General features: G+C 42.1%; 15 protein-coding genes and 10 tRNA genes. 15 read left to right on the top strand and 10 right to left on the bottom strand.

What is annotated here, in order from left to right; genetic code table 11:
- Nucleotide 1: 1 nt before the first annotated feature.
- A complete protein-coding gene (gene thrS, locus RGE70_RS08675) occupies nt 2-1930 on the bottom strand; it encodes a threonine--tRNA ligase (RefSeq protein WP_310471067.1) in 1929 nt (642 codons plus the stop codon).
- Between the two features lie 461 nt (nt 1931-2391).
- Between thrS and RGE70_RS08670 the strand changes: the two genes are divergently transcribed.
- Nucleotides 2392-3129 carry a pteridine reductase gene (locus RGE70_RS08670; protein WP_310471066.1) on the top strand — a complete coding sequence of 246 codons (738 nt, stop codon included), beginning with the start codon at nt 2392-2394 and terminating at the stop codon, nt 3127-3129.
- A 1-nt stretch (nt 3130) separates the two neighbouring features.
- Nucleotides 3131-3331: a CPXCG motif-containing cysteine-rich protein gene (locus RGE70_RS08665; protein WP_310471065.1), complete on the top strand. Its 201-nt coding sequence runs from the start codon at nt 3131-3133 to the stop codon at nt 3329-3331.
- Nucleotides 3332-3370: 39 nt separating this feature from the next.
- Here the strand turns inward: RGE70_RS08665 and RGE70_RS08660 are convergent, their stop codons facing one another.
- Complete coding sequence (locus RGE70_RS08660; RefSeq protein ID WP_310471064.1) at nt 3371-3985, bottom strand: riboflavin synthase subunit alpha; 615 nt, start codon at nt 3983-3985, stop codon at nt 3371-3373.
- Between the two features lie 32 nt (nt 3986-4017).
- Here RGE70_RS08660 and RGE70_RS08655 point away from each other — a divergent pair, with 32 nt between their 5' ends.
- From RGE70_RS08655 to RGE70_RS08600, 12 genes are all read left to right on the top strand, one after another.
- Nucleotides 4018-5376 carry an MATE family efflux transporter gene (locus RGE70_RS08655; RefSeq protein WP_310471063.1) on the top strand — a complete coding sequence of 453 codons (1359 nt, stop codon included), beginning with the start codon at nt 4018-4020 and terminating at the stop codon, nt 5374-5376.
- A 158-nt stretch (nt 5377-5534) separates the two neighbouring features.
- Nucleotides 5535-5611, top strand: a tRNA-Met gene (locus RGE70_RS08650).
- A gap of 2 nt (nt 5612-5613) precedes the next feature.
- Nucleotides 5614-5690: transfer RNA gene (locus RGE70_RS08645), tRNA-Val, on the top strand.
- A gap of 89 nt (nt 5691-5779) precedes the next feature.
- Nucleotides 5780-5856: transfer RNA gene (locus RGE70_RS08640), tRNA-Val, on the top strand.
- A 47-nt stretch (nt 5857-5903) separates the two neighbouring features.
- Nucleotides 5904-5980 (top strand) — tRNA-Met (locus tag RGE70_RS08635).
- Between the two features lie 45 nt (nt 5981-6025).
- Nucleotides 6026-6102: transfer RNA gene (locus tag RGE70_RS08630), tRNA-Met, on the top strand.
- A 45-nt stretch (nt 6103-6147) separates the two neighbouring features.
- Nucleotides 6148-6224, top strand: a tRNA-Met gene (locus tag RGE70_RS08625).
- 45 nt (nt 6225-6269) lie between these two features.
- Nucleotides 6270-6346, top strand: a tRNA-Met gene (locus RGE70_RS08620).
- Between the two features lie 45 nt (nt 6347-6391).
- Nucleotides 6392-6468 (top strand) — tRNA-Met (locus RGE70_RS08615).
- A gap of 45 nt (nt 6469-6513) precedes the next feature.
- A tRNA-Met gene (locus RGE70_RS08610) sits at nt 6514-6590 on the top strand.
- Between the two features lie 45 nt (nt 6591-6635).
- Nucleotides 6636-6712: transfer RNA gene (locus tag RGE70_RS08605), tRNA-Met, on the top strand.
- A gap of 781 nt (nt 6713-7493) precedes the next feature.
- Nucleotides 7494-9236, top strand: a complete 1743-nt coding sequence (locus RGE70_RS08600; protein WP_310471062.1) for an aryl-sulfate sulfotransferase — start codon at nt 7494-7496, stop codon at nt 9234-9236.
- Between the two features lie 74 nt (nt 9237-9310).
- Here RGE70_RS08600 and RGE70_RS08595 read toward each other — a convergent pair whose 3' ends face one another.
- Nucleotides 9311-9865, bottom strand: coding sequence for a helix-turn-helix transcriptional regulator (locus RGE70_RS08595; RefSeq protein ID WP_310472950.1), 555 nt, complete (start codon nt 9863-9865; stop codon nt 9311-9313).
- Between the two features lie 554 nt (nt 9866-10419).
- Nucleotides 10420-11130 (bottom strand): TetR/AcrR family transcriptional regulator, encoded by a 711-nt coding sequence (locus RGE70_RS08590; protein ID WP_310471061.1) that lies wholly within the window; start codon nt 11128-11130, stop codon nt 10420-10422.
- A 347-nt stretch (nt 11131-11477) separates the two neighbouring features.
- Between RGE70_RS08590 and RGE70_RS08585 the strand changes: the two genes are divergently transcribed.
- A complete protein-coding gene (locus RGE70_RS08585) occupies nt 11478-13433 on the top strand; it encodes a hypothetical protein (protein ID WP_310471060.1) in 1956 nt (651 codons plus the stop codon).
- 156 nt (nt 13434-13589) lie between these two features.
- Here the strand turns inward: RGE70_RS08585 and RGE70_RS08580 are convergent, their stop codons facing one another.
- From RGE70_RS08580 to cobJ, 6 genes are all read right to left on the bottom strand, one after another.
- Nucleotides 13590-14138, bottom strand: coding sequence for a histidine phosphatase family protein (locus RGE70_RS08580; protein WP_310471059.1), 549 nt, complete (start codon nt 14136-14138; stop codon nt 13590-13592).
- A gap of 107 nt (nt 14139-14245) precedes the next feature.
- A complete protein-coding gene (cobD, locus tag RGE70_RS08575; RefSeq protein ID WP_310471058.1) occupies nt 14246-15289 on the bottom strand; it encodes a threonine-phosphate decarboxylase CobD in 1044 nt (347 codons plus the stop codon).
- Complete coding sequence (gene cbiB / locus RGE70_RS08570; protein ID WP_310471057.1) at nt 15286-16191, bottom strand: adenosylcobinamide-phosphate synthase CbiB; 906 nt, start codon at nt 16189-16191, stop codon at nt 15286-15288. The genes cobD and cbiB overlap by 4 nt, the downstream gene beginning before the upstream one ends.
- Nucleotides 16181-17611 carry a uroporphyrinogen-III C-methyltransferase gene (cobA, locus tag RGE70_RS08565; protein WP_310471056.1) on the bottom strand — a complete coding sequence of 477 codons (1431 nt, stop codon included), beginning with the start codon at nt 17609-17611 and terminating at the stop codon, nt 16181-16183. The genes cbiB and cobA overlap by 11 nt, the downstream gene beginning before the upstream one ends.
- Nucleotides 17608-18387, bottom strand: a complete 780-nt coding sequence (gene cobM / locus RGE70_RS08560; protein ID WP_310471055.1) for a precorrin-4 C(11)-methyltransferase — start codon at nt 18385-18387, stop codon at nt 17608-17610. The genes cobA and cobM overlap by 4 nt, the downstream gene beginning before the upstream one ends.
- Nucleotide 18388: 1 nt before the next feature.
- Nucleotides 18389-19213 carry a precorrin-3B C(17)-methyltransferase gene (gene cobJ, locus RGE70_RS08555; protein ID WP_310471054.1) on the bottom strand — a complete coding sequence of 275 codons (825 nt, stop codon included), beginning with the start codon at nt 19211-19213 and terminating at the stop codon, nt 18389-18391.
- Nucleotides 19214-19235: the final 22 nt, after the last annotated feature.

Here is a 19235-nt window from a genome sequence, read left to right as displayed (position 1 = left end):
CCTAATCCTCCAACAAATTGAGACTACGGAGCGAAATTTGTTTCTTGAGCTTAGTAGCAAATTCTTGGATTTGCATTTTACCTAAGTCAACGCCCTCTCGGGTACGCACCGCTACTTCCTTATTTTCCATTTCTTGATCACCAACGACCAATAAATAAGGGACACGCCTTAAGGTGTGTTCGCGTATTTTAAAGCCTATCTTCTCATTCCTCAAGTCTTTAGTTGCACGAATTCCATGTTCTTTGAATAAATTGACTACTTCGTCCACATAATCGGACTGTTTATCAGTAATATTCATCACAACGACTTGTTGTGGTGCCAACCAAGTTGGGAACTTACCTGCATACTCTTCAATAAGAATACCTAAGAAACGCTCTAATGAACCTAAAATAGCGCGATGAATCATCACTGGAGTTTGGCGACTATTGTCTTCAGCAACATAAGTTGCCCCTAAACGACCCGGTAATGCGTAATCTAATTGTACCGTACCACACTGCCAAGCTCTATCTAAACAGTCATGTAATGTGAATTCAATTTTAGGTCCGTAGAAAGCACCCTCACCCGGTAGGATCTCAAATTCAATATCATTGGCAGTTAACGCTTGCTTTAGTGCTTCTTCTGCACGATCCCACATATCGTCATCGCCGATACGTTTTTCTGGACGTGTAGACAACTTAACTACAATATTTTTAAAGCCGAATGTTTCGTAAGTGTCGTACACCATTTTAATACAGGCACTCACTTCTTGCTGCACTTGTCCTTCAGTACAAAAAACATGAGCATCATCTTGTGTAAAGCCACGAACGCGCATTAGCCCATGCAATGAACCTGATGGCTCATTACGATGACAACAACCAAACTCTGCCATACGCAGTGGTAAGTCACGGTAAGATTTTAGGCCTTGATTAAAGATTTGAACGTGTCCTGGACAGTTCATCGGCTTAATCGCGTACTCACGGTTTTCAGAGTTTGTAGTGAACATTGCATCAGAATATTTGTCCCAATGCCCTGAACGTTCCCACAATGCTCTGTCCATCATTAATGGACCTTTAACTTCTTGGTAAGTATATTGCCCAAGTTTTTGGCGAATAAACTTTTCAAGCTCTAAGTAAAGGCTCCAACCATCATTATGCCAAAACACCATTCCAGGTGCTTCTTCTTGCATATGGTATAGATCCAGCTGCTTACCAATTTTACGATGGTCGCGCTTTGCCGCTTCTTCAAGACGGTTAAGGTGCACTTTAAGGGCTTTTTTATCTGCCCAAGCTGTACCGTATATGCGTTGCAACATCTTGTTGTCAGAATTACCACGCCAATATGCACCTGCAACACTCATCAACTTAAAGTTTTGACAGAATTTCATATTTGGCACGTGTGGACCACGACACATATCGACATATTCTTCGTGATGATAAAGCGCAGGCGTTGAGTCTTGGCTAATGTTTTCATCTAGAATTTGCATTTTGTACGTTTCGCCGCGGGCTTCAAACGTATCACGCGCTTCTTGCCAGCTAACAACACGCTTATCAACTACGTAACTCGTTTTCGCTAATTGAGTCATACGTTTTTGTAAGTTATCGATATCTTCCTGGGTTAATTTATGGTCTAAATCGATATCATAGTAAAAACCGTTATCAATGACTGGACCAATTGCCATTTTAGCTTCTGGCCAAAGTTGCTTAAATGCATGACCAAGAAGATGCGCACAAGAGTGGCGCAAGATTTCAACCCCTTCATCATCTTTAGCAGTGATGATAGAAAGCTCAGAATCAGTGTCAATGATATCGCAAGCGTCTTTCAGCTCACCATTAACACGCCCGGCAATACATGCTTTCGCAAGGCCAGGACCAATATCAGCAGCTACGTCTAAAGTAGAAACAGGTTGAGCAAACTCTCGTTTGCTTCCATCAGGAAGTGTAATTACAGGCATGAATATTCCTTTTCCAGTGGTGACCCCCACGTAGGGCCACTTGGGTATATTAATTATGAGTGAATGCTGTCAGGACAAGACCGTACTGGAGTCTATGTTTACTGACGCGCAAGGCCGTAATTCTAAGTGATAGCAGCTTATAGATGCAAGTTTTACCTATATATAAGTGTTGGAGGTGATCTTAGCCACCTTTTTAGATTCAAAGAACATTATTAGAGACAACAGCCTGACCTTTATGCCAACTATATATAGGCATACGCAGGTATGCTAAATTGGTTTCTAAATTACAGCTATTTTTATACATGGTTGCTTAATATGTTTGCCTGATGGTCGACAACACATCAAACACTTATCGTAGAGTAATGACTGCAATACCAAGCAAATCAAAAGTCAGCATTGTGCTATCTATAGATATAGTCATAATGCCTGTATGTATTTGATGCTGTTATTGGAAGAATTACATGGCTAAATGGGCTCTTATTACTGGCGCAGCAAAAAGGATTGGTAAAGCGATTGCTGAGCAGCTGCATAACGACGGGTTTAATATTTTGATCCATTACGATCAGTCACAAACCGATGCGGTAGCGTTAATGAGTAAGCTTAATAACGTAAGGCCTAACTCAGCCAAGATGCTTCAAGCAGATTTAAGTGTTCAAACAGGGCTATCGCAGTTAACTCTGCAAATCGACGCTTTAGCACTACCACTAAGTATACTGATTAACAATGCTTCTACTTTTTACCCTACCCCACTTGGTAAAACAGATTATGTAGCTGCGCAGCAGCTACTAACAACCAATTTACTCAGCCCATATTTGCTAGCTGAACATGTTGCACCGACGCTTAAGCGCCATAATGGCTGTATCATTAACTTAATTGATATCCATGGGAAGAGACCGTTAAAAAATCATGGACTATACTCTATATCAAAGGCAGCACTTGAGATGGCAACACTTTCGTTAGCGCAAGAGCTTGCACCAGATATTAGAGTCAACGGCATAGCTCCTGGCGCAATTTTGTGGCCAGAACAATCTAATGACAGCTCTCAAGACCATGTCTTAACAGAAATTCCCTTAGCTAAACTAGGCCAAGCTGGCGATATTGCTAAGTTGGTTTCCCATTTAGTCAGCGCTCCTTATATATCTGGGCAGATTATTGCTGTAGATGGAGGAAGAAGCGCAGTCGGATTTACTGGAGCTTAATATGCGATTTATCAACAAAACCATTTCATGCCCGCACTGCGGCCATCATCAAGATTTGAATATTGACGCAACGGCTGGCGATCAAGAGTATTATGAAGATTGCAGGATCTGCTGTAACCCAATACATATGCGAATGCACTTAGATGAATCACGGCAAAAAATTGAACTTTTTATCGACTCTGATGATGAACAAATTTACTAAAAAATAGCGCAGCGAAAATGCTGCGCTATTTAACGTTATTTACGCCTTTGCTCGTTTAGCTAATACGCGCTCAACAGTGTCAACTATCGCTTGAGTTTGGCTATCAATTTCAATGTTCACCAAATCGCCAACATCGTAACCATCTAGGTTAGTCAGTTTTAATGTTTCAGGGATCAAATGCAGCATAAAGCTTGTTTCTGTCACTGCTCCAACTGTAAGACTACAGCCATTCACGCCAACAAAACCTTTATATAGAATGTAGTTCATCCATAAAGGGGCTACAGATAAACAAATATTGTAATGAGTCTCGGTTTTACTCACCGACATTACTTCAGCTTGGGTATGTACATGACCTGACAAAATATGTCCGCCAATCTCGCTACCAAAGGTTAAAGAGCGCTCAATATTAACTTGTGATCCCTCTCTCAGCTTTGATAGGTTAGTTACCTGAAGTGTCTCTTCCATTACATCGAAAAACACCCTATCATCAGCAATCTTGGTCACTGTTAAACAAACACCGTTATTTGCGACACTTGCCCCTAGCGAAAGTCCCTCACGTAAATCCGGACCCATAGCAATTTGTAGTGTATTTAAGCCTGGCTTTTTATCGATTGCCAATACTTCGCATGTTGCTTGAACTATACCTGTAAACATTTTTAATCTCGTATTTATTAAGGGCTGTACCGATGAACCATTCTGGCTTTCAAGCCAAAAAATTAATCCAATTAGCATTGCCAGTGCTTATTGCGCAAGTAACCCAAACAATGATGGGCTTTATCGACACCGTCATGGCAGGTCGAGTCAGTGCCGCAGATATGGCAGCGGTTGCCATAGGCTCTAGCTTATGGTTACCGGCGTTAGTATTTATGCAAGGGTTGTTAATGGCATTTACCCCTGTGTTTTCACATCATCATGGCGCAAATAATCAAAAAGCCATACAACCATTAGCCATTCAGGCTGGATATATTGCCATAATCGGTAGCGCTTTTGTCATGCTATTCCTCTCATCTGCAGAGAATATTTTGAACTTGATGGATTTAGAGCCAGATCTAACTCGGATCAGCATTGGTTACCTTGATGGATTTTTATGGGGGGTACCTGCTTTTATACTCTACCAAGTATTACGTGGCTGTAGCGAAGGCATTTCCTACACCTTACCCACTATGGTGATCGGTTTTATTGGTTTAGCAGTCAACATTCCAGCCAACTATATCTTTATTTATGGCCACTTGGGCGTACCCGCTATGGGCGGTGCCGGTTGCGGTGTGGCTACAGCACTCGTTTTTTGGGCCATGTTCATTGCGATGGTTATCTATATGCAAGTGCATAAAAGGTTTAAAGAGCTTGCTCCGTTTAAATCGTTCCAGTTACCTGACATTGGAGTAATAGTTGACATGACCAAGCATGGGTTCCCCATCGCTATGGCTCTTTTCTTTGAAGTCAGCTTATTTGCTATTATTGCTTTATTACTCGCACCATTAGGCACAACTGTTGTTGCTGGGCATCAAATCGCGCTCAACTTCTCATCATTGGTGTTTATGCTGCCATTATCAATTGGTATCGCGGTGTCTATAAGAGTGGGCTATTACCTTGGCCAAGATAAACCTGAGATATCAAAAATGGTCACCCGACTAGGATTAATCATCTCTTTTTCACTGGCGGTGATCACAGCAATGATTACCGTACTGTTCAGGCATGAAATTGCTTTACTCTATAATGACAACCCAGATGTGATTGCATTAGCCAGCAGTTTGATGTTTTTTGCTGCTATTTATCAATTGTCAGATGCGATACAAGTTGTGACTGCAGGGGCATTACGTGGTTACAAAGATACTCAAAGTGCTTTTTATATCACTTTAGTTGCTTATTGGCCTGTTGGAATGGCTTTAGGCTTTATCTTAGCCAGAACAGACATGATCGTTCCAGCTATGGGAGCACAAGGTTTTTGGATTGGGCTCATCGCAGGACTCACAACAGCAGCAGTATTATTTGCTATGCGCTTGAGGTTTATCCAAAAAAAGGAAATAAAACGACTTCCTATGTAGGTAAATTACCGGTGATTTGCTTAAATACGCTTAAACAGCACTCAAGTTGACTAGCAAATCACCATTTGGCAAAAAAGTGTGTTTTTTTACTTGCACGAATCCTACATCGACCGTACTATAGCGCTCGTTCCAAGGCAACAGCCAAACGAACAAACAGTCGCGGGATGGAGCAGTTTGGTAGCTCGTCGGGCTCATAACCCGAAGGTCGTTGGTTCAAATCCAGCTCCCGCAACCAGTACAACCGTAGCTCAGTTGGTTAGAGCACTACCTTGACATGGTAGGGGTCGGTGGTTCGAATCCACTCGGTTGTACCAATTCTTAGTAAGAAGAATTAAAACACTTACTAAAGTATTTGATATGGTCTAAAGTAGTTTATCGCTATAACGTCTAATCTAATATCAGTACAACCGTAGCTCAGTTGGTTAGAGCACTACCTTGACATGGTAGGGGTCGGTGGTTCGAATCCACTCGGTTGTACCAATTCTTTTTAGTTGAATTCAAATACTAATGTTAATGACACATCCGGACGCGGGATGGAGCAGTTTGGTAGCTCGTCGGGCTCATAACCCGAAGGTCGTTGGTTCAAATCCAGCTCCCGCAACCAATTCTTTATTAATAGAATTAAAACAATTAATGCGTTCAACACGGACGCGGGATGGAGCAGTTTGGTAGCTCGTCGGGCTCATAACCCGAAGGTCGTTGGTTCAAATCCAGCTCCCGCAACCAATTCTTTATTAATAGAATTAAAACAATTAATGCGTTCAACACGGACGCGGGATGGAGCAGTTTGGTAGCTCGTCGGGCTCATAACCCGAAGGTCGTTGGTTCAAATCCAGCTCCCGCAACCAATTCTTTATTAATAGAATTAAAACAATTAGTGCGTTCAACACGGACGCGGGATGGAGCAGTTTGGTAGCTCGTCGGGCTCATAACCCGAAGGTCGTTGGTTCAAATCCAGCTCCCGCAACCAATTCTTTATTAATAGAATTAAAACAATTAATGCGTTCAACACGGACGCGGGATGGAGCAGTATGGTAGCTCGTCGGGCTCATAACCCGAAGGTCGTTGGTTCAAATCCAGCTCCCGCAACCAATTCTTTATTAATAGAATTAAAACAATTAGTGCGTTCAACACGGACGCGGGATGGAGCAGTTTGGTAGCTCGTCGGGCTCATAACCCGAAGGTCGTTGGTTCAAATCCAGCTCCCGCAACCAATTCTTTATTAATAGAATTAAAACAATTAATGCGTTCAACACGGACGCGGGATGGAGCAGTTTGGTAGCTCGTCGGGCTCATAACCCGAAGGTCGTTGGTTCAAATCCAGCTCCCGCAACCAATTCTTTATTAATAGAATTAAAACAATTAGTGTTTTCAATTCGGACATGGCGAAGGTCGTTATCCAGCTCCTCACAAGTTTAATCCAGCTTCCGCAACTTTTATAAAAGTTTTAGCCTGCATATTATATTCCCCCCATTTTCAATATAAAATTTCCGAAACATCTCCCCTATTCTTTTTTAAAATCACCTAATCAGCACCAGAGATAACACCCATTTAAAAATAAAATCAATTAGTTAAATTTAAAATTATTAATCTGATTATATATACCTATGAAAGAATATCGACTTTCAAATACCTTCAACACAATCTTAATAACTCTCTTTTTCAACTAACCTGAACCACCAGCTAAACAATTGATTTTAATAGTAGATACCGTCACCTAACCTAACACCTTAACTTGTATTCATTCTTATGCGGTCTAGTTTGTCAACTTTCATATTCTGTACATGACTCCACCTGCCCTTTGTAATAGTAGCCGCTGGAACGTGATCCAAGACCACCGCATTTCCTTTTCAAATAACCTTAGCTTTTTCTCTTCATCGAATAAACAATCAACATTATTCAAAAAATCAACAAATACATTGAACTTGTTCCCAACATTTTATCAAGTCGTCACGATGATCACTCATCACTGTACAACTTGTACATGCGTGCTTGACCGAAGCGATTTTTTAAAAACAAAAACTTACCTAAAGTGTTACTCGAAGAACAACAAGAATTATCAATCCCAAATTGTATTGCGAAAAATTAAAACTAATTTCCAACGAGGTAAGTTAACCATGAAAAATTCTTTTAAATTATCTATTGCAGCACTTATTGTCGCAGGACTTTCCGTTCAACCAGCTATGGCAGGTGGTAAAGATGCAGCAACAGCTGCGCCGAAAGGACAAGGCGAACTCGGTATTGTCGTTATTAACCCTTACAAAATCGCGCCGCTAACGGCCATTATCGATTTAGGTGGTAAAAGGCTAACCAATGCTGAAGTGACTATTCGTGCTAAAGGTAAAAAAGGTATCGACATCTCTTATGATGTACAGCGCAAAGCTATTTTAACCCATAACGGTATTCCACTATTTGGCCTGTACGCTAACTACATGAACGTGATTGATGTTAAATATCAATTGGAATCAGGTGAGTGGAAAAATGAAACCTATAAAGTACAAACACAACCTATTTACACAAATGCTGTAGATGGTCAGCTCGCGCCGTTCCCAGAAAATAACGTTCAAAAAGTTGCTAAAGGTTTTGAAGACCGTTTGTACTTTATCTTAGGTACTCAGCGTGATCTAGAATCTAAAAACATGCAGTGGTCACGTGGCGGGGCTGCAGATTGGAACAGCCACCCAAGTTACAACTACGTTACCGATACCGCGGGTGATGTACGTTGGTACCTAAGTCCGTTCCGTTTTGATGGCACCGACAGCAATGAAATGCGCGGGGTAATGATGGGTTGGCATCAAATGGACAATGGCGAAATGATTGTCGCTAAAGGCCAAAGCTACATGCGCTATGACTTACTCGGTCGCAAAGTGTTTGAACGTCGCCTGCCACGGGGTTACATTGATCACAGCCATGAAATTATTGCCACAGATCACGGTACCTATATGATCCGTGTTGCGAAGAAAGACTATCACCGTCCAGACGGTAAAGTGGTTAACACCGTACGTGATTATATTATTGAAATCGATGCCACTGGTAATGTTGTCGAAGAGTGGGACTTAAATACCATTCTTGACCCAACTCGCGATGTTTTAATCAAAGCCCTCGATTCTTCGGCTGTTTGCCTAAATATCGATATGGACAAGATGGGTAAGAAAGTTGAACTCGAGCCCGATGCTCCCTTTGGTGACCATGCAGGTATTGGTACCGGTCGTAACTGGTCACATGTAAACTCTATCGATTACGATGCTAAAGATGACTCCATCATTTTATCTTTACGTCACCAAGGAACTGTAAAAGTCGGTCGTGATAAAAAAGTAAAATGGATCTTAGCCGGTAATGTAGGATGGAAAGGATTAAGTGATAAAGTGTTAACCCCTGTTGATGACAAAGGTCGCAAATTGGATTGTAACAGAGGTGTATGTGAGGGTGATTTTGACTTCCCATGGACACAGCATACAGCATGGTTAACTGACCGTGACACCTTAACAGTATTTGATAATGGTGATGGTCGCGGTTTTGACCAACCTGCTATGCCAACCATGAAGTACTCTCGTGGTGTTGAATACAAAATTGACGAAGACAAAATGACCGTTGAACAAGTATGGGAATACGGTAAAGAACGCGGCTATGACTGGTACTCAGCAGTAACTTCTAACGTTAATTACATGTCAGATAAAGACAGTATGTTGATGTTCTCTGCTTCTGCAGGTTTATTTGATAAAGGCCGAAGCCACCCAATCTTAACCGAAGTCTCAGCAGATCAAGACAAAGACATAAAAGTTGAGATCCGCATTAACCATGTTGCACCAAGACTGGTTATGTACCGTGCTCAAGTACTTGATGTAGAACTTGCCTTCTAACTTAGGTTTAATAAAAAGCGCCTTTCAGGCGCTTTTTTTGTTTATGAAACATATGTAACACTAATAAAACTAGGTTATCTAAACCAGCCATTTTGCATAGCTAAAAACACGAGAGCAGATTTATTGTTAGCTCCAAGCCTTTTTTTAGCTTGCTCAAGGTGATAATCAACCCCTCTTCCGCTCAAAAACAGTGCATTGGCTATTTCTATCGTTGTAAAACCTAAAGCTGTTAATCTAACAATATTTTTAGTGCGCTTAGGCACCACTATATCTCCTGGGTTAATCAGATGTGTTAATACGATTTGATTATAATAATACTTAACTTGCTCAGGTGACGGTGAGTAAGATGATTCAAATATCAAAATCAAATACCCTTCAGTGACCTGATTACGAATGATGTTGTAACCTTGTAGAGACTGTTTGGTATTAAGCCCGAAGTGAAAACTAGCACTTTTATTCGACGCTATTAACTCACAGGCATTTGCTCTGTACAAATTATCTGAAACGACAATGTTACTACATTCAAAATTTAGTTCAAATTTAAGCTTCCATGCTCTACAACAATGCGCTTCAGCAGTTGGTTCACTTGCATGTTTAGATTGATAAAAAATCCAACCAATAGGTTTCATCACTTAATCATCGCCTTATTTAGTACATATCGTATTTCCTTTAATTACGACAATTTTAGCGTTCTAATTGGTAGGTTCTGTAAGATCTAGCTTGTTTTCTGAAAAACATAGTAAACCAAAGAGCAGTTGCGACTTACCTCACAAAAGTTGGGGTAAAAAACACCCAAATCATGATTCATCACTCAGTACGACAAACTAATTTATAGTTTACTTGATGCTTAAATAAAAAAATGGAACAAGTGTCCAGCTAAATATAAATACAGATCACATAAATATGTTCTTACTTACTATTTATATTTAAGGTTAAAGAGAATTGTTAGATTTAGCGCTATTTATTTCTAACAAAAAGCTTGTAGCAATTCACTTAACGAATGAAAAACAAACTGGTTAGGTAAACAGATAAGCATAAAATCAATCATCTAAATGTTATTAACTAAGATATTAGGATAACTAACATCTAGATGCGCACAAATCAAACTGACTTATGATTTATCCGTTTATAATTAAGGGTTTACTGCGACATACAAATAAACAGATTCTAGTCATGTGCCGATTTATTTATAGATCCCACTTCTAGATTTGAATAACAACGGATTATGGGTGTTATCTAACAAGGTCTTCAAAGCAAAGTTCACCTTTTTGTCATCAATTTCTTGTTGGCCGTCATGCCAAGACAACTCAGCTAGTACCAACCTTGATAAACGACATAGCTTTTGCACCGTAATATAATCGGGCTTGTATACAAAACTGTTATTTAAAACCAGTAAACCTCTACCAATAACGAGTAGGTCAGAAAAAGCCTCACGGATGATCAATTCATCTGTACAATCTGTTTCTATAAAGCAATTTTTTTTAAATAGTTCGTAAGATTGAGCATGTGTTTTTGCGATTGCTAACTTGGCTCCATCAATAGCATCCTGACTGGCTCGGCGGATTAAACCAAAGTTGCTGCCCAAAAAATTGGTGCCTGTTGGATTTTCGAACAACTCAGCTGCATAAGCTGCATAACCAAAAGCGCAGACAATTTTTTCTGCGGCTGTTAATTGTTCGTCTTTATCTAACCATAGATGTTGTTCAACAGATGCACCTACTGACTCTGCAAACATCCATACTAAGATGTCTTCTTTATTTCGTACCTCCCTGTAAACCGTGCCAGTCGAAAGTGTCGTTTCATTAACAAGATCACGCATGGAAAAATCAAAAATGCCTTTATCTATGATGAGCTTTCTAGCTGCTTTTATAATCACTTTCCTGTATTTGCCCATTGACTACACCTCAATATTTTTTAACCCGTGACGAAGGGCTTAAATTTGTTCTAAACACACCGCTGCATAATGACATTCTAATCTATACCCATTAATAATTCATATTGTTTGTATCTTTTAAAAAACTCAATTGCAAGGTCTCAAGTTCATTGATATATAGGAATACTCACATACTTTTTATTTAATATGTTCTTACACTTATCATGTCAATTAATCAGAAATTTAAACATGACTGTATTAATGATACTGACTAATAATCTGAAGCAATATAAAGTTTAAAAAAATACTTAACTTACTTTGTAAATGGGCATTAGTTAGCTTAGTTTAAACCATCCAATAAGTGATAAATGATGATGAAAAAAGTACTAACAATTGCAGTAATCGCTGCACTTGGTTTGACGGGTTGTGGGTCTGATTCAGATGACACATCTTCTACTCCTATCGCTCCGACACCTGTTGAACCCGCATATGAAAATTTTGAAATAGCAGTAGAACCTAATGCCACTTTTGAGGGTATTGTAAAAGTCTATTTAGGACGTTGGTACCCATGTACTACCGAGCATCCTGAAATGTGTTCAGACGATATGCCTGCTGATTATGCCATTCCTACCACAGGTGCATTAACTGGCGGAACCTATGGAACTGCTCAGTCAACAGATGACGTCGATGTCAACAAACTTTACAACGTAATGACAAGTGACGACAGCCAGTACTACATGGAAATTAAAGCCGATGATATTAAAGCTTTTTCTGCTACTTCGGTAAGGGATGATATTTTTGTAGCTGGTCATTATTCAATTTTAGATGTGATGCTATACGTGTCATCTATCCGTGATGATTTTGAAGTGACTTTAGGTGAGTTCAATACAGAGCGAAATACCTATGATTTTACCACGTCATTTGATGCTAACGGTGATGGTGATTTTGAAGATACCACTGAAGGTGACTACTACAAAAGCGATAACTGGTATGGTGCATTCTTACTCGGTGGTGGTGATTTCCAAAAAGCGATGGGGATCCCACTTCACGAAGCTATGTACGATCGTCTAGATGAGTTTTTAGTGCAACCGAGCATGAACATTCGCTTTCAGCCAGTCTCAGACGCCATGAAAGTACGCCGTCAGCAAATGCAAACGGCAGAAGTTGATCGTTTTAAAGCTAATGGTGGAAAGGTTATATTACCAGAATTACTCGTGAATTTTGGTGATGGACTTGGAGCGCAACTAATAGCAACGAACATTGAAGTTAAACCTTACAACCTTAGACCTGATATCTACCAAAAAGATGTTATCACTATGGCAGATGCCCTCATGAGTGCCTATGAGTCTCATGGTATTGGGTTTAAATTTTCATTTTGGCCAACAGTTTCAACTAACGCCACAGTTGGTTCTTATGCTGTTTCTGAAATTGAAGGTCAGCATGCTTCTGGCCTTTATGGTTGGGTGCTAACCTCGGGTGAAAGCCAAGCTGCAGCAGATTTCTATTGGGGACCAGAATGGCCAAACTATGTAGAAGTGATGAACGGCATGGGCCCTTTTGCGGGTAAATGTGAAATGCTGCGTGATACTGATGGCAATTTAAGTGCTGAGAATGCACAAGAATGTATTGACCATTGGTATGCCATTTTTGGTGGTAACAACACACATGTCATGACTGATGTCAGTGTGATGAGTAATGGTAAAGAATATATCAGTTTTAACTGGAAAGATAACATGTATGAACTTTGGGAAGTGACCCAAAAGAATACTGCAGAAGATGGTCAATACCCAATTTACGATATTAATGAAGCTATAGCCCCTCTTGCTGAAACACACTTTGGTTACGGCATCGCTGATTGCGGCCTGTGCCATAGTATGGATAACATTCACTTAAATGGTGACTCACCTGTATTGCCCGACAATACCGAACCCTACTTCTGTGCATCATGTCACGGCAGTAACGGGGCACCTGTTGGTCATGGTGAAACCAGTCGTTGTTTCTGGTGTCATTCTAACGATAAGTTAATGGCAAATCACGGCGAAGCATCAAAACTCTTTAAGTTTGAAGAGGTTGAGTGTTATGGCGAAACAAACCTTGGTACAGTGCTTAATGGCGAAATGGGTTCATGCGCCGATCAAGTTAAATTGAGCCTTGATATCAACGAAGGTGAAACCCACAATCAAATTCACACCTCAACAGACAACGGTACTACATATGGTGAACTTGATGCCAGTAAAAAACTAACCACTGGTAACAGTGATTGGCGCACCAGTGAAAGCTTCCCAGACCCATACTCTTGTATGACTTGCCACCCAAACCAATAACCTCTTAATTTAAGGTTATAACAGAGCACAACAACGTTTGTGCTCTATTTTTACTACAAACTATTTGCACTGTTATCGATTCGAGTCCATCGCTAATGAGCAATTAAAGCCACCTACCATAAGGTTAACGGTATCATCGAAGACCAAATGCAAGAGTCATAACTTAAAGTCATATTCAATCACCTGACAATTTTTAGGTAATGACAGTTTATTAGACCACGGCTGCAACCCCTGGATTGTATTTTGGAATATTCGTAACCATTCACCATGGCAAATAACGATTAATGTTTCAAAAGTAAAACTCTTGAGGTAATCAAAAAACAACTCTACTCTATTAAGCACCTCGCTAGCTGATTCAGCAGATTCAATGCCAATGAAGTTTCTTTCAAATCGTTGTTCGTATGCTTGCCACATTTCAGCCGACTGATCCCGATAAACCCCTTCTAACGCACCAAAACCTCTTTCACGTAATAACGATGAAGTCTCAATAGAGATTTTTAGATGTTCATTCGCGAGCAATGCGGTACATTTTGCTCGTCCCAGATCACTAGTTAATATATGAGCTGGGTTGAATTTTGCTAGGGCTAGACCGAGTTGCCTAGCTTGTGATTCTCCCAATGAACTTAAGTCACTGTCTAAATGACCTTGTAACCTTCCCTGTTGGTTCCAAATTGTTTCTCCATGACGGCAGAAAAGTATTTTCATATTCAGGTATTTACTCCAAAAAGTTTAACGAGGTCGTAGGCTCGAACAATAATTTTAAAATTGACCATTACCGTAATAAAAAAGGAAATCCAATATAGCCTTCAATTTTACCGATGCTTAACCAATAGCAGGGTAACTTGCTCTAGCCTCATCCATTGCTCTTCCGTTTCAGGTATACCAAAGCGTAAAGCATCTTGTTCATCAGTAAGGCGCGTTAAAATACCATGCTGGCAATAATCAATATGCCACTTCTTTGCCACTGTGAGATAAACTGTTTGAAACAACCCGGTGCCCGTGATCATTCCAGGTAAAATTGACAGCAGGTTTGCTAAACGCTGACTAGATTTCTCCAAACGATGTGTTTGCAGTGCATGCCAAGCTATATCTTTAAATGCATGTGTACAAATGAACCTAGCGGGTCCATTAACACACCATGGGCCTAATTGTGTTTCTAGTTTATCGCGAATGTAGCGTGGGCAAAAAACAAAGCCAGCACGAATACCTGCCAAACCAAAAAACTTGCCTACCGAACGCAAAATAATTAGTTGCTCACTCGTAGCGAGAGCCGGCATCATGCTGTGCTGCGGAGTGATGTCCATAAATGCTTCATCTATCACTAAATAACTGCCATTGGCCGTTAAGTCAGCCAACCACGAAGTTAGCACGTGCGGCGGTATTAAATGAGCCGAAGGGTTATTGGGATTGATGACCAATAATACATCGCAACTGGCTATTTGCGCCGTTGTTGGCGTCGGGTGGCCATTAGCATTTGTGGTCTCAAGGTCATCACCATAAATATCAACTTGCCAGCCCGCCATACGCCAAGCCCGCTCATGCTCTTTATAACCCACTAACGGCAGTAATACCTTGCCGGCGCCACCACGCTCAAACGCCAGCACTTTAGGTAGCGTTTGGATTGCCGACTGCGAACCGGCGACAGGCAGCGGATTTTTGCCGCCGTAATATTTGGCCGCAGCATCAAGTAAGTCATCAGCTTCTTCAGGTAAGCGATTCCAGTATTGCGCAGGGATCTCTGGAATGGGGTAATGCCACGGGCTGACTCCGGTTGATAAATCAACCCATAACGTCTCAGCGATATGGTATTGCTTAGCGACCTCTTTTAAGCGGCCACCATGATGTAATAAAGTCATAAAAACCTCTGACAAAGACCGAGTACTAACAACAAAGCAATCAACAAAATAGCACTTAACCACACCAACTTAACCGCCCGAGATATATCACTGGCAATAGCATTTCGGCCACCTCCCAAAATGGGTTTATCACAATGATAACCATCATACTCAGCGGCTCCGCCTAATGAGATATTTAAGCTTCCAGCCCCCGTAGCCATCACGACACCACCATTGGGGCTAGCACATTTAGCCGCTTGCGTACGCCAGCAATGAAAGGCCAGCTTGGTGTTACCGCCCAAAGCGTAAGCCACTGCACACAGTCGAGCAGGAATGTAATTGAGCAGGTCATCGAGTTTTGCCGCTGCCCAACCAAAATGTAAAAAGGTACTGTTTTTATAGCCCCACATCGCATCTAGCGTATTAGAAATTCTGTACAAGATAATCCCCGGCACACCCGCAACACAAAACCAAAATAGCGCGCCAAAAACCGCGTCATTGCCGTTTTCTAACACCGACTCTAACGTGGCATTCACCACCTGCTGCTCGCTCATATTTTCAGTTTTACGGCTAACAATCATGCTCACTTTATGCTTGGCGAGAGAAAGATTTTTTTGCGCTAAAGCCGATCCAACAGCATTACCATGTTCAGCAAGACTGCGGCCGCCAATGGCAAAGTAGACTATCGACACTTCAAGCCACCAAAGGTTTGGCAGCCAGATAAACGGAATAATGGGCAGCAACACGAGCACAACTGCTATCACCCCTCTTATTCTGCTCGGATGCCAAAGGCTATGTTTGACCTTAGCAATATAATTACCAAGGCCCACCAGCGGATGAAAACGCGGTATCTCACCGATCAAAATATCTAATAATATCGCGACGGTGATAACACTCGCGCAGTAAAAAGGGTCAAGCAACATGTAAGTCTCGAATAGTTGATGTTGAGGATAGCTGCATAATCAACTCACCTTCATCAGTTGACGTTAACAGTTGCACTGGTTTACCTAACTGCTGTAATACTTCGGCAATATCGGCTTGGCTGGTTAAGTAGTAATCACTCTTCAATGCTTGTTGATTGAAGTGCATTAATGCTACCGCAGCTCGCTCCTCAACCCAATAAGTGTTTATCTTACCTAACAGATAATTTGGCAACATCATCTGTTGACGATAAGCGCTTATACAAGATTGAGCATTTACGCTGTGAGGTCGAACATGACTCACTGCATCATCAGCAGCAGTGAGTTCCATCTCACCAGGTTGTGGTGTTGCCGCCAAGGTAATGAACATCCCCAGCTCCGCGAAGTATTGCACCACAACTTGAGGACCTGATAGCTGCCACGACCACAAACGCGTGTCGAGCCCAGCTATTTTAGCGCTAGCAAATAAGCCTTTAGCGCTGTGAATATCACTCAACCATAACGAACGGGCAGCGAGTACGGCTGGCCATTCTGCCGGATCAATACCGTATTCATATTGTACCTCAGGGGCAAACACGACTTCGGCGCCCGCCATACGGAGGCTGTCACCGGCTTCCTCCTGGCTACGGTCAAGCATAATCACTTGCCCTGTCAGCGGTAAGCAGTTACGCCAATTTAGCTCATCAGCCAAACTGACCACTTGTCCCATAATCACCAGCACAGGACTACCGTCGTGATGCATGGCGTCATCCATCACTTGATCAATACTCCCTAAGGTGGTGACACGCATTTGCTGATTGTGTCGAGTCGCCGATGAGATTAGCGCTACTGGAGTGTCTGCGCTGCGGCCGCGTTCAATTAAGTGCGCAGCGTGATGAGCCAGCTTTTTAGCGGCCATATATAACACCAAAGTACCACTGCTACTGCCCATTGACGCCCAGTTGCTAATGGTACTGGACAATAGATGGCCACTGGCAAATGTCACATCCGACGCTATGCCGTTACTCGTTAGCGGAAAGCCAGCGCTTGCCGCCGCCCCCAATGCCGAGGTGATCCCCGGTACAATTTCATACTCAACGCCATAATGCGTTAAGCTGCGGCACTCTTCAGTACCACGACCAAAAATAAACGGATCGCCAGACTTTAATCGTAAAACCTGTTTACCCAGTAAGGCTTGCTCGACTACATCGGGATGCATGCCATATTCTATACTGCCACTGCAATAGCCGCGGTAACCCACAGGTAATAATGTTTTGTCACTAGGTATTAGCGATAAAATGGCCGGGCTAACCAACAAGTCATAGCAAACAACATCGCAATGCTCGATAAGTTTAAGCGCGCGCCAAGTCAATAACTCCGGTGATCCTGGACCTGCGCCAACGAGGAAGACTTTTCCTGGTGCAACTTTCGAGACTGTATTCATGACGCTTCCTTTTCTACAACCACGCGAGCCCGGCGGAAACCATGGCTAAAGGTATTGTCATACAGCTTGGAATCATTAAAGTCGCTGTGGTTGAGTACTTTGCTCACAATGATCATCGCAGTGGCTTTAATGCCAGCAGCTTCTACTTTTTCAGTAATCGTATCTAAAGTGCCACGAATAATACGTTGCTGTGGATGAGAGGCTTTTTCGACAACTGCAATCGGCCAATCTCCGCTGTAAACATCTTTAAGTTCACGCACAACTTTACGGATCAAACTAATCGATAAGAACAAGCACAGTGTGGCTTCATGCTGCGCTAGCGACTTAAGGTTCTCTTTATCGGGTACCGGTGTTCGACCTGATGCACGGCTTAAAATAATCGTTTGGCACACTTCAGGTAACGTTAACTCTTGGCCCAAGGCCGCGGCACTGGCTTGAAAACTACTCACTCCCGGGATCACTTGCCAATCGATTTCGAGTGCATCTAAGCGGCGAGTTGTTTCAGCAAGTGAGCTATATATCGATAAATCACCCGTCTGCACACGAGCAACATCTTGCCCAGCGATATGTGCTTTACGACAAACATCAACGATTTCGTCTAAGTCCATGGCTTCAGAGCTCAGAACTAATGCATCTTCTCGTGCACGCGCAACTACTTCTGCAGGGACCAATGAGCCGGTGTAAAGTACTACAGGGCAACGTTCAACTAGCTTGGCGCCTTTTACGGTAATTAAATCTGGGTCACCTGGGCCTGCACCGATAAAAAATACTGTCATGTTATGCTTCTCCTACTGCTGTATTTAAACTTCTACCACGCTGCTGGCCTGCTTTAACGCCGCCATCTTGGTAATCGTATTTATGGTTATAACCACGAGGGGTAATAATTTTATCGCCATACATATAGCTTTGGCTGTTACCAATAATCACTGCCGCCGTCATGCCAAACTCACAATCGGTAAACTCACCCAGCGTTGATAATGTGATCAGTTGTTCATCGCGATAGGCATCTTTTACAATCGCGACTGGCGTGCTGGCATCGCGATGTTCAAGCAAAATCTTTTGTGCGGTAATAATATGTTGCTGTCGACGGCGCGAACGCGGGTTATAAAAGGTAATCGCAAAATCAGCTGCAGCTGCAGCTGCAATACGGCGCTCAATCAAGTCCCACGGTGTCAATAAATCTGACAGCGAAATGGTGCAACTATCGTGACCCAACGGCGTACCGACCAGCGAAGCACATGAAATAGCCGCAGTAATACCTGGCACCATCACGACCTCAAGCGGATCTGTTGGTTTCCAGTCATAAAATGCCAGCATTTCATAAACTAATGAGCCCATAGCATATATCCCAGCATCACCCGACGACACCACGGCAACCCTTTCACCAGCCAATGCTTTTTCAACGGCAACTCTTGCTCGAGCCACTTCGCTGGTCATGCCATTGGCGACAACATTTTGATCGGTTAATACAAAGCCTAATGAGTCGATATAAGGCTTATAGCCGACAACCAATTGTGCATCCGTAAGCGCTTTACTCGCCATCGGGGTCAATAAGCTTTCACTACCGGGACCGATACCTACAATGGTCAATTTTCCAGTCATATTTTGTAAAATCCTAATAAAT

The sequence above is a fragment of the Shewanella youngdeokensis genome (assembly GCF_033180165.1).
In the GTDB taxonomy this organism is placed as follows: Bacteria; Pseudomonadota; Gammaproteobacteria; order Enterobacterales; family Shewanellaceae; genus Shewanella; species Shewanella youngdeokensis.
This window is presented reverse-complemented; position numbering and strand designations above follow the sequence as displayed.

What these genes read in the sequence shown, in the direction of transcription:
- cobA (WP_310471056.1), bottom strand. Translation starts at nt 17,611, where the DNA reads ATGAATACAGTCTCGAAAGTTGCACCAGGAAAAGTCTTCCTCGTTGGC.
- cbiB (WP_310471057.1), bottom strand. Translation starts at nt 16,191, where the DNA reads ATGTTGCTTGACCCTTTTTACTGCGCGAGTGTTATCACCGTCGCGATA.
- RGE70_RS08665 (WP_310471065.1), top strand. Translation starts at nt 3,131, where the DNA reads ATGCGATTTATCAACAAAACCATTTCATGCCCGCACTGCGGCCATCAT.
- cobM (WP_310471055.1), bottom strand. Translation starts at nt 18,387, where the DNA reads ATGACAGTATTTTTTATCGGTGCAGGCCCAGGTGACCCAGATTTAATT.
- RGE70_RS08670 (WP_310471066.1), top strand. Translation starts at nt 2,392, where the DNA reads ATGGCTAAATGGGCTCTTATTACTGGCGCAGCAAAAAGGATTGGTAAA.
- RGE70_RS08660 (WP_310471064.1), bottom strand. Translation starts at nt 3,985, where the DNA reads ATGTTTACAGGTATAGTTCAAGCAACATGCGAAGTATTGGCAATCGAT.
- thrS (WP_310471067.1), bottom strand. Translation starts at nt 1,930, where the DNA reads ATGCCTGTAATTACACTTCCTGATGGAAGCAAACGAGAGTTTGCTCAA.
- RGE70_RS08595 (WP_310472950.1), bottom strand. Translation starts at nt 9,865, where the DNA reads ATGAAACCTATTGGTTGGATTTTTTATCAATCTAAACATGCAAGTGAA.
- RGE70_RS08655 (WP_310471063.1), top strand. Translation starts at nt 4,018, where the DNA reads ATGAACCATTCTGGCTTTCAAGCCAAAAAATTAATCCAATTAGCATTG.
- cobJ (WP_310471054.1), bottom strand. Translation starts at nt 19,213, where the DNA reads ATGACTGGAAAATTGACCATTGTAGGTATCGGTCCCGGTAGTGAAAGC.
- RGE70_RS08580 (WP_310471059.1), bottom strand. Translation starts at nt 14,138, where the DNA reads ATGAAAATACTTTTCTGCCGTCATGGAGAAACAATTTGGAACCAACAG.
- RGE70_RS08585 (WP_310471060.1), top strand. Translation starts at nt 11,478, where the DNA reads ATGATGATGAAAAAAGTACTAACAATTGCAGTAATCGCTGCACTTGGT.
- RGE70_RS08590 (WP_310471061.1), bottom strand. Translation starts at nt 11,130, where the DNA reads ATGGGCAAATACAGGAAAGTGATTATAAAAGCAGCTAGAAAGCTCATC.
- RGE70_RS08600 (WP_310471062.1), top strand. Translation starts at nt 7,494, where the DNA reads ATGAAAAATTCTTTTAAATTATCTATTGCAGCACTTATTGTCGCAGGA.
- cobD (WP_310471058.1), bottom strand. Translation starts at nt 15,289, where the DNA reads ATGACTTTATTACATCATGGTGGCCGCTTAAAAGAGGTCGCTAAGCAA.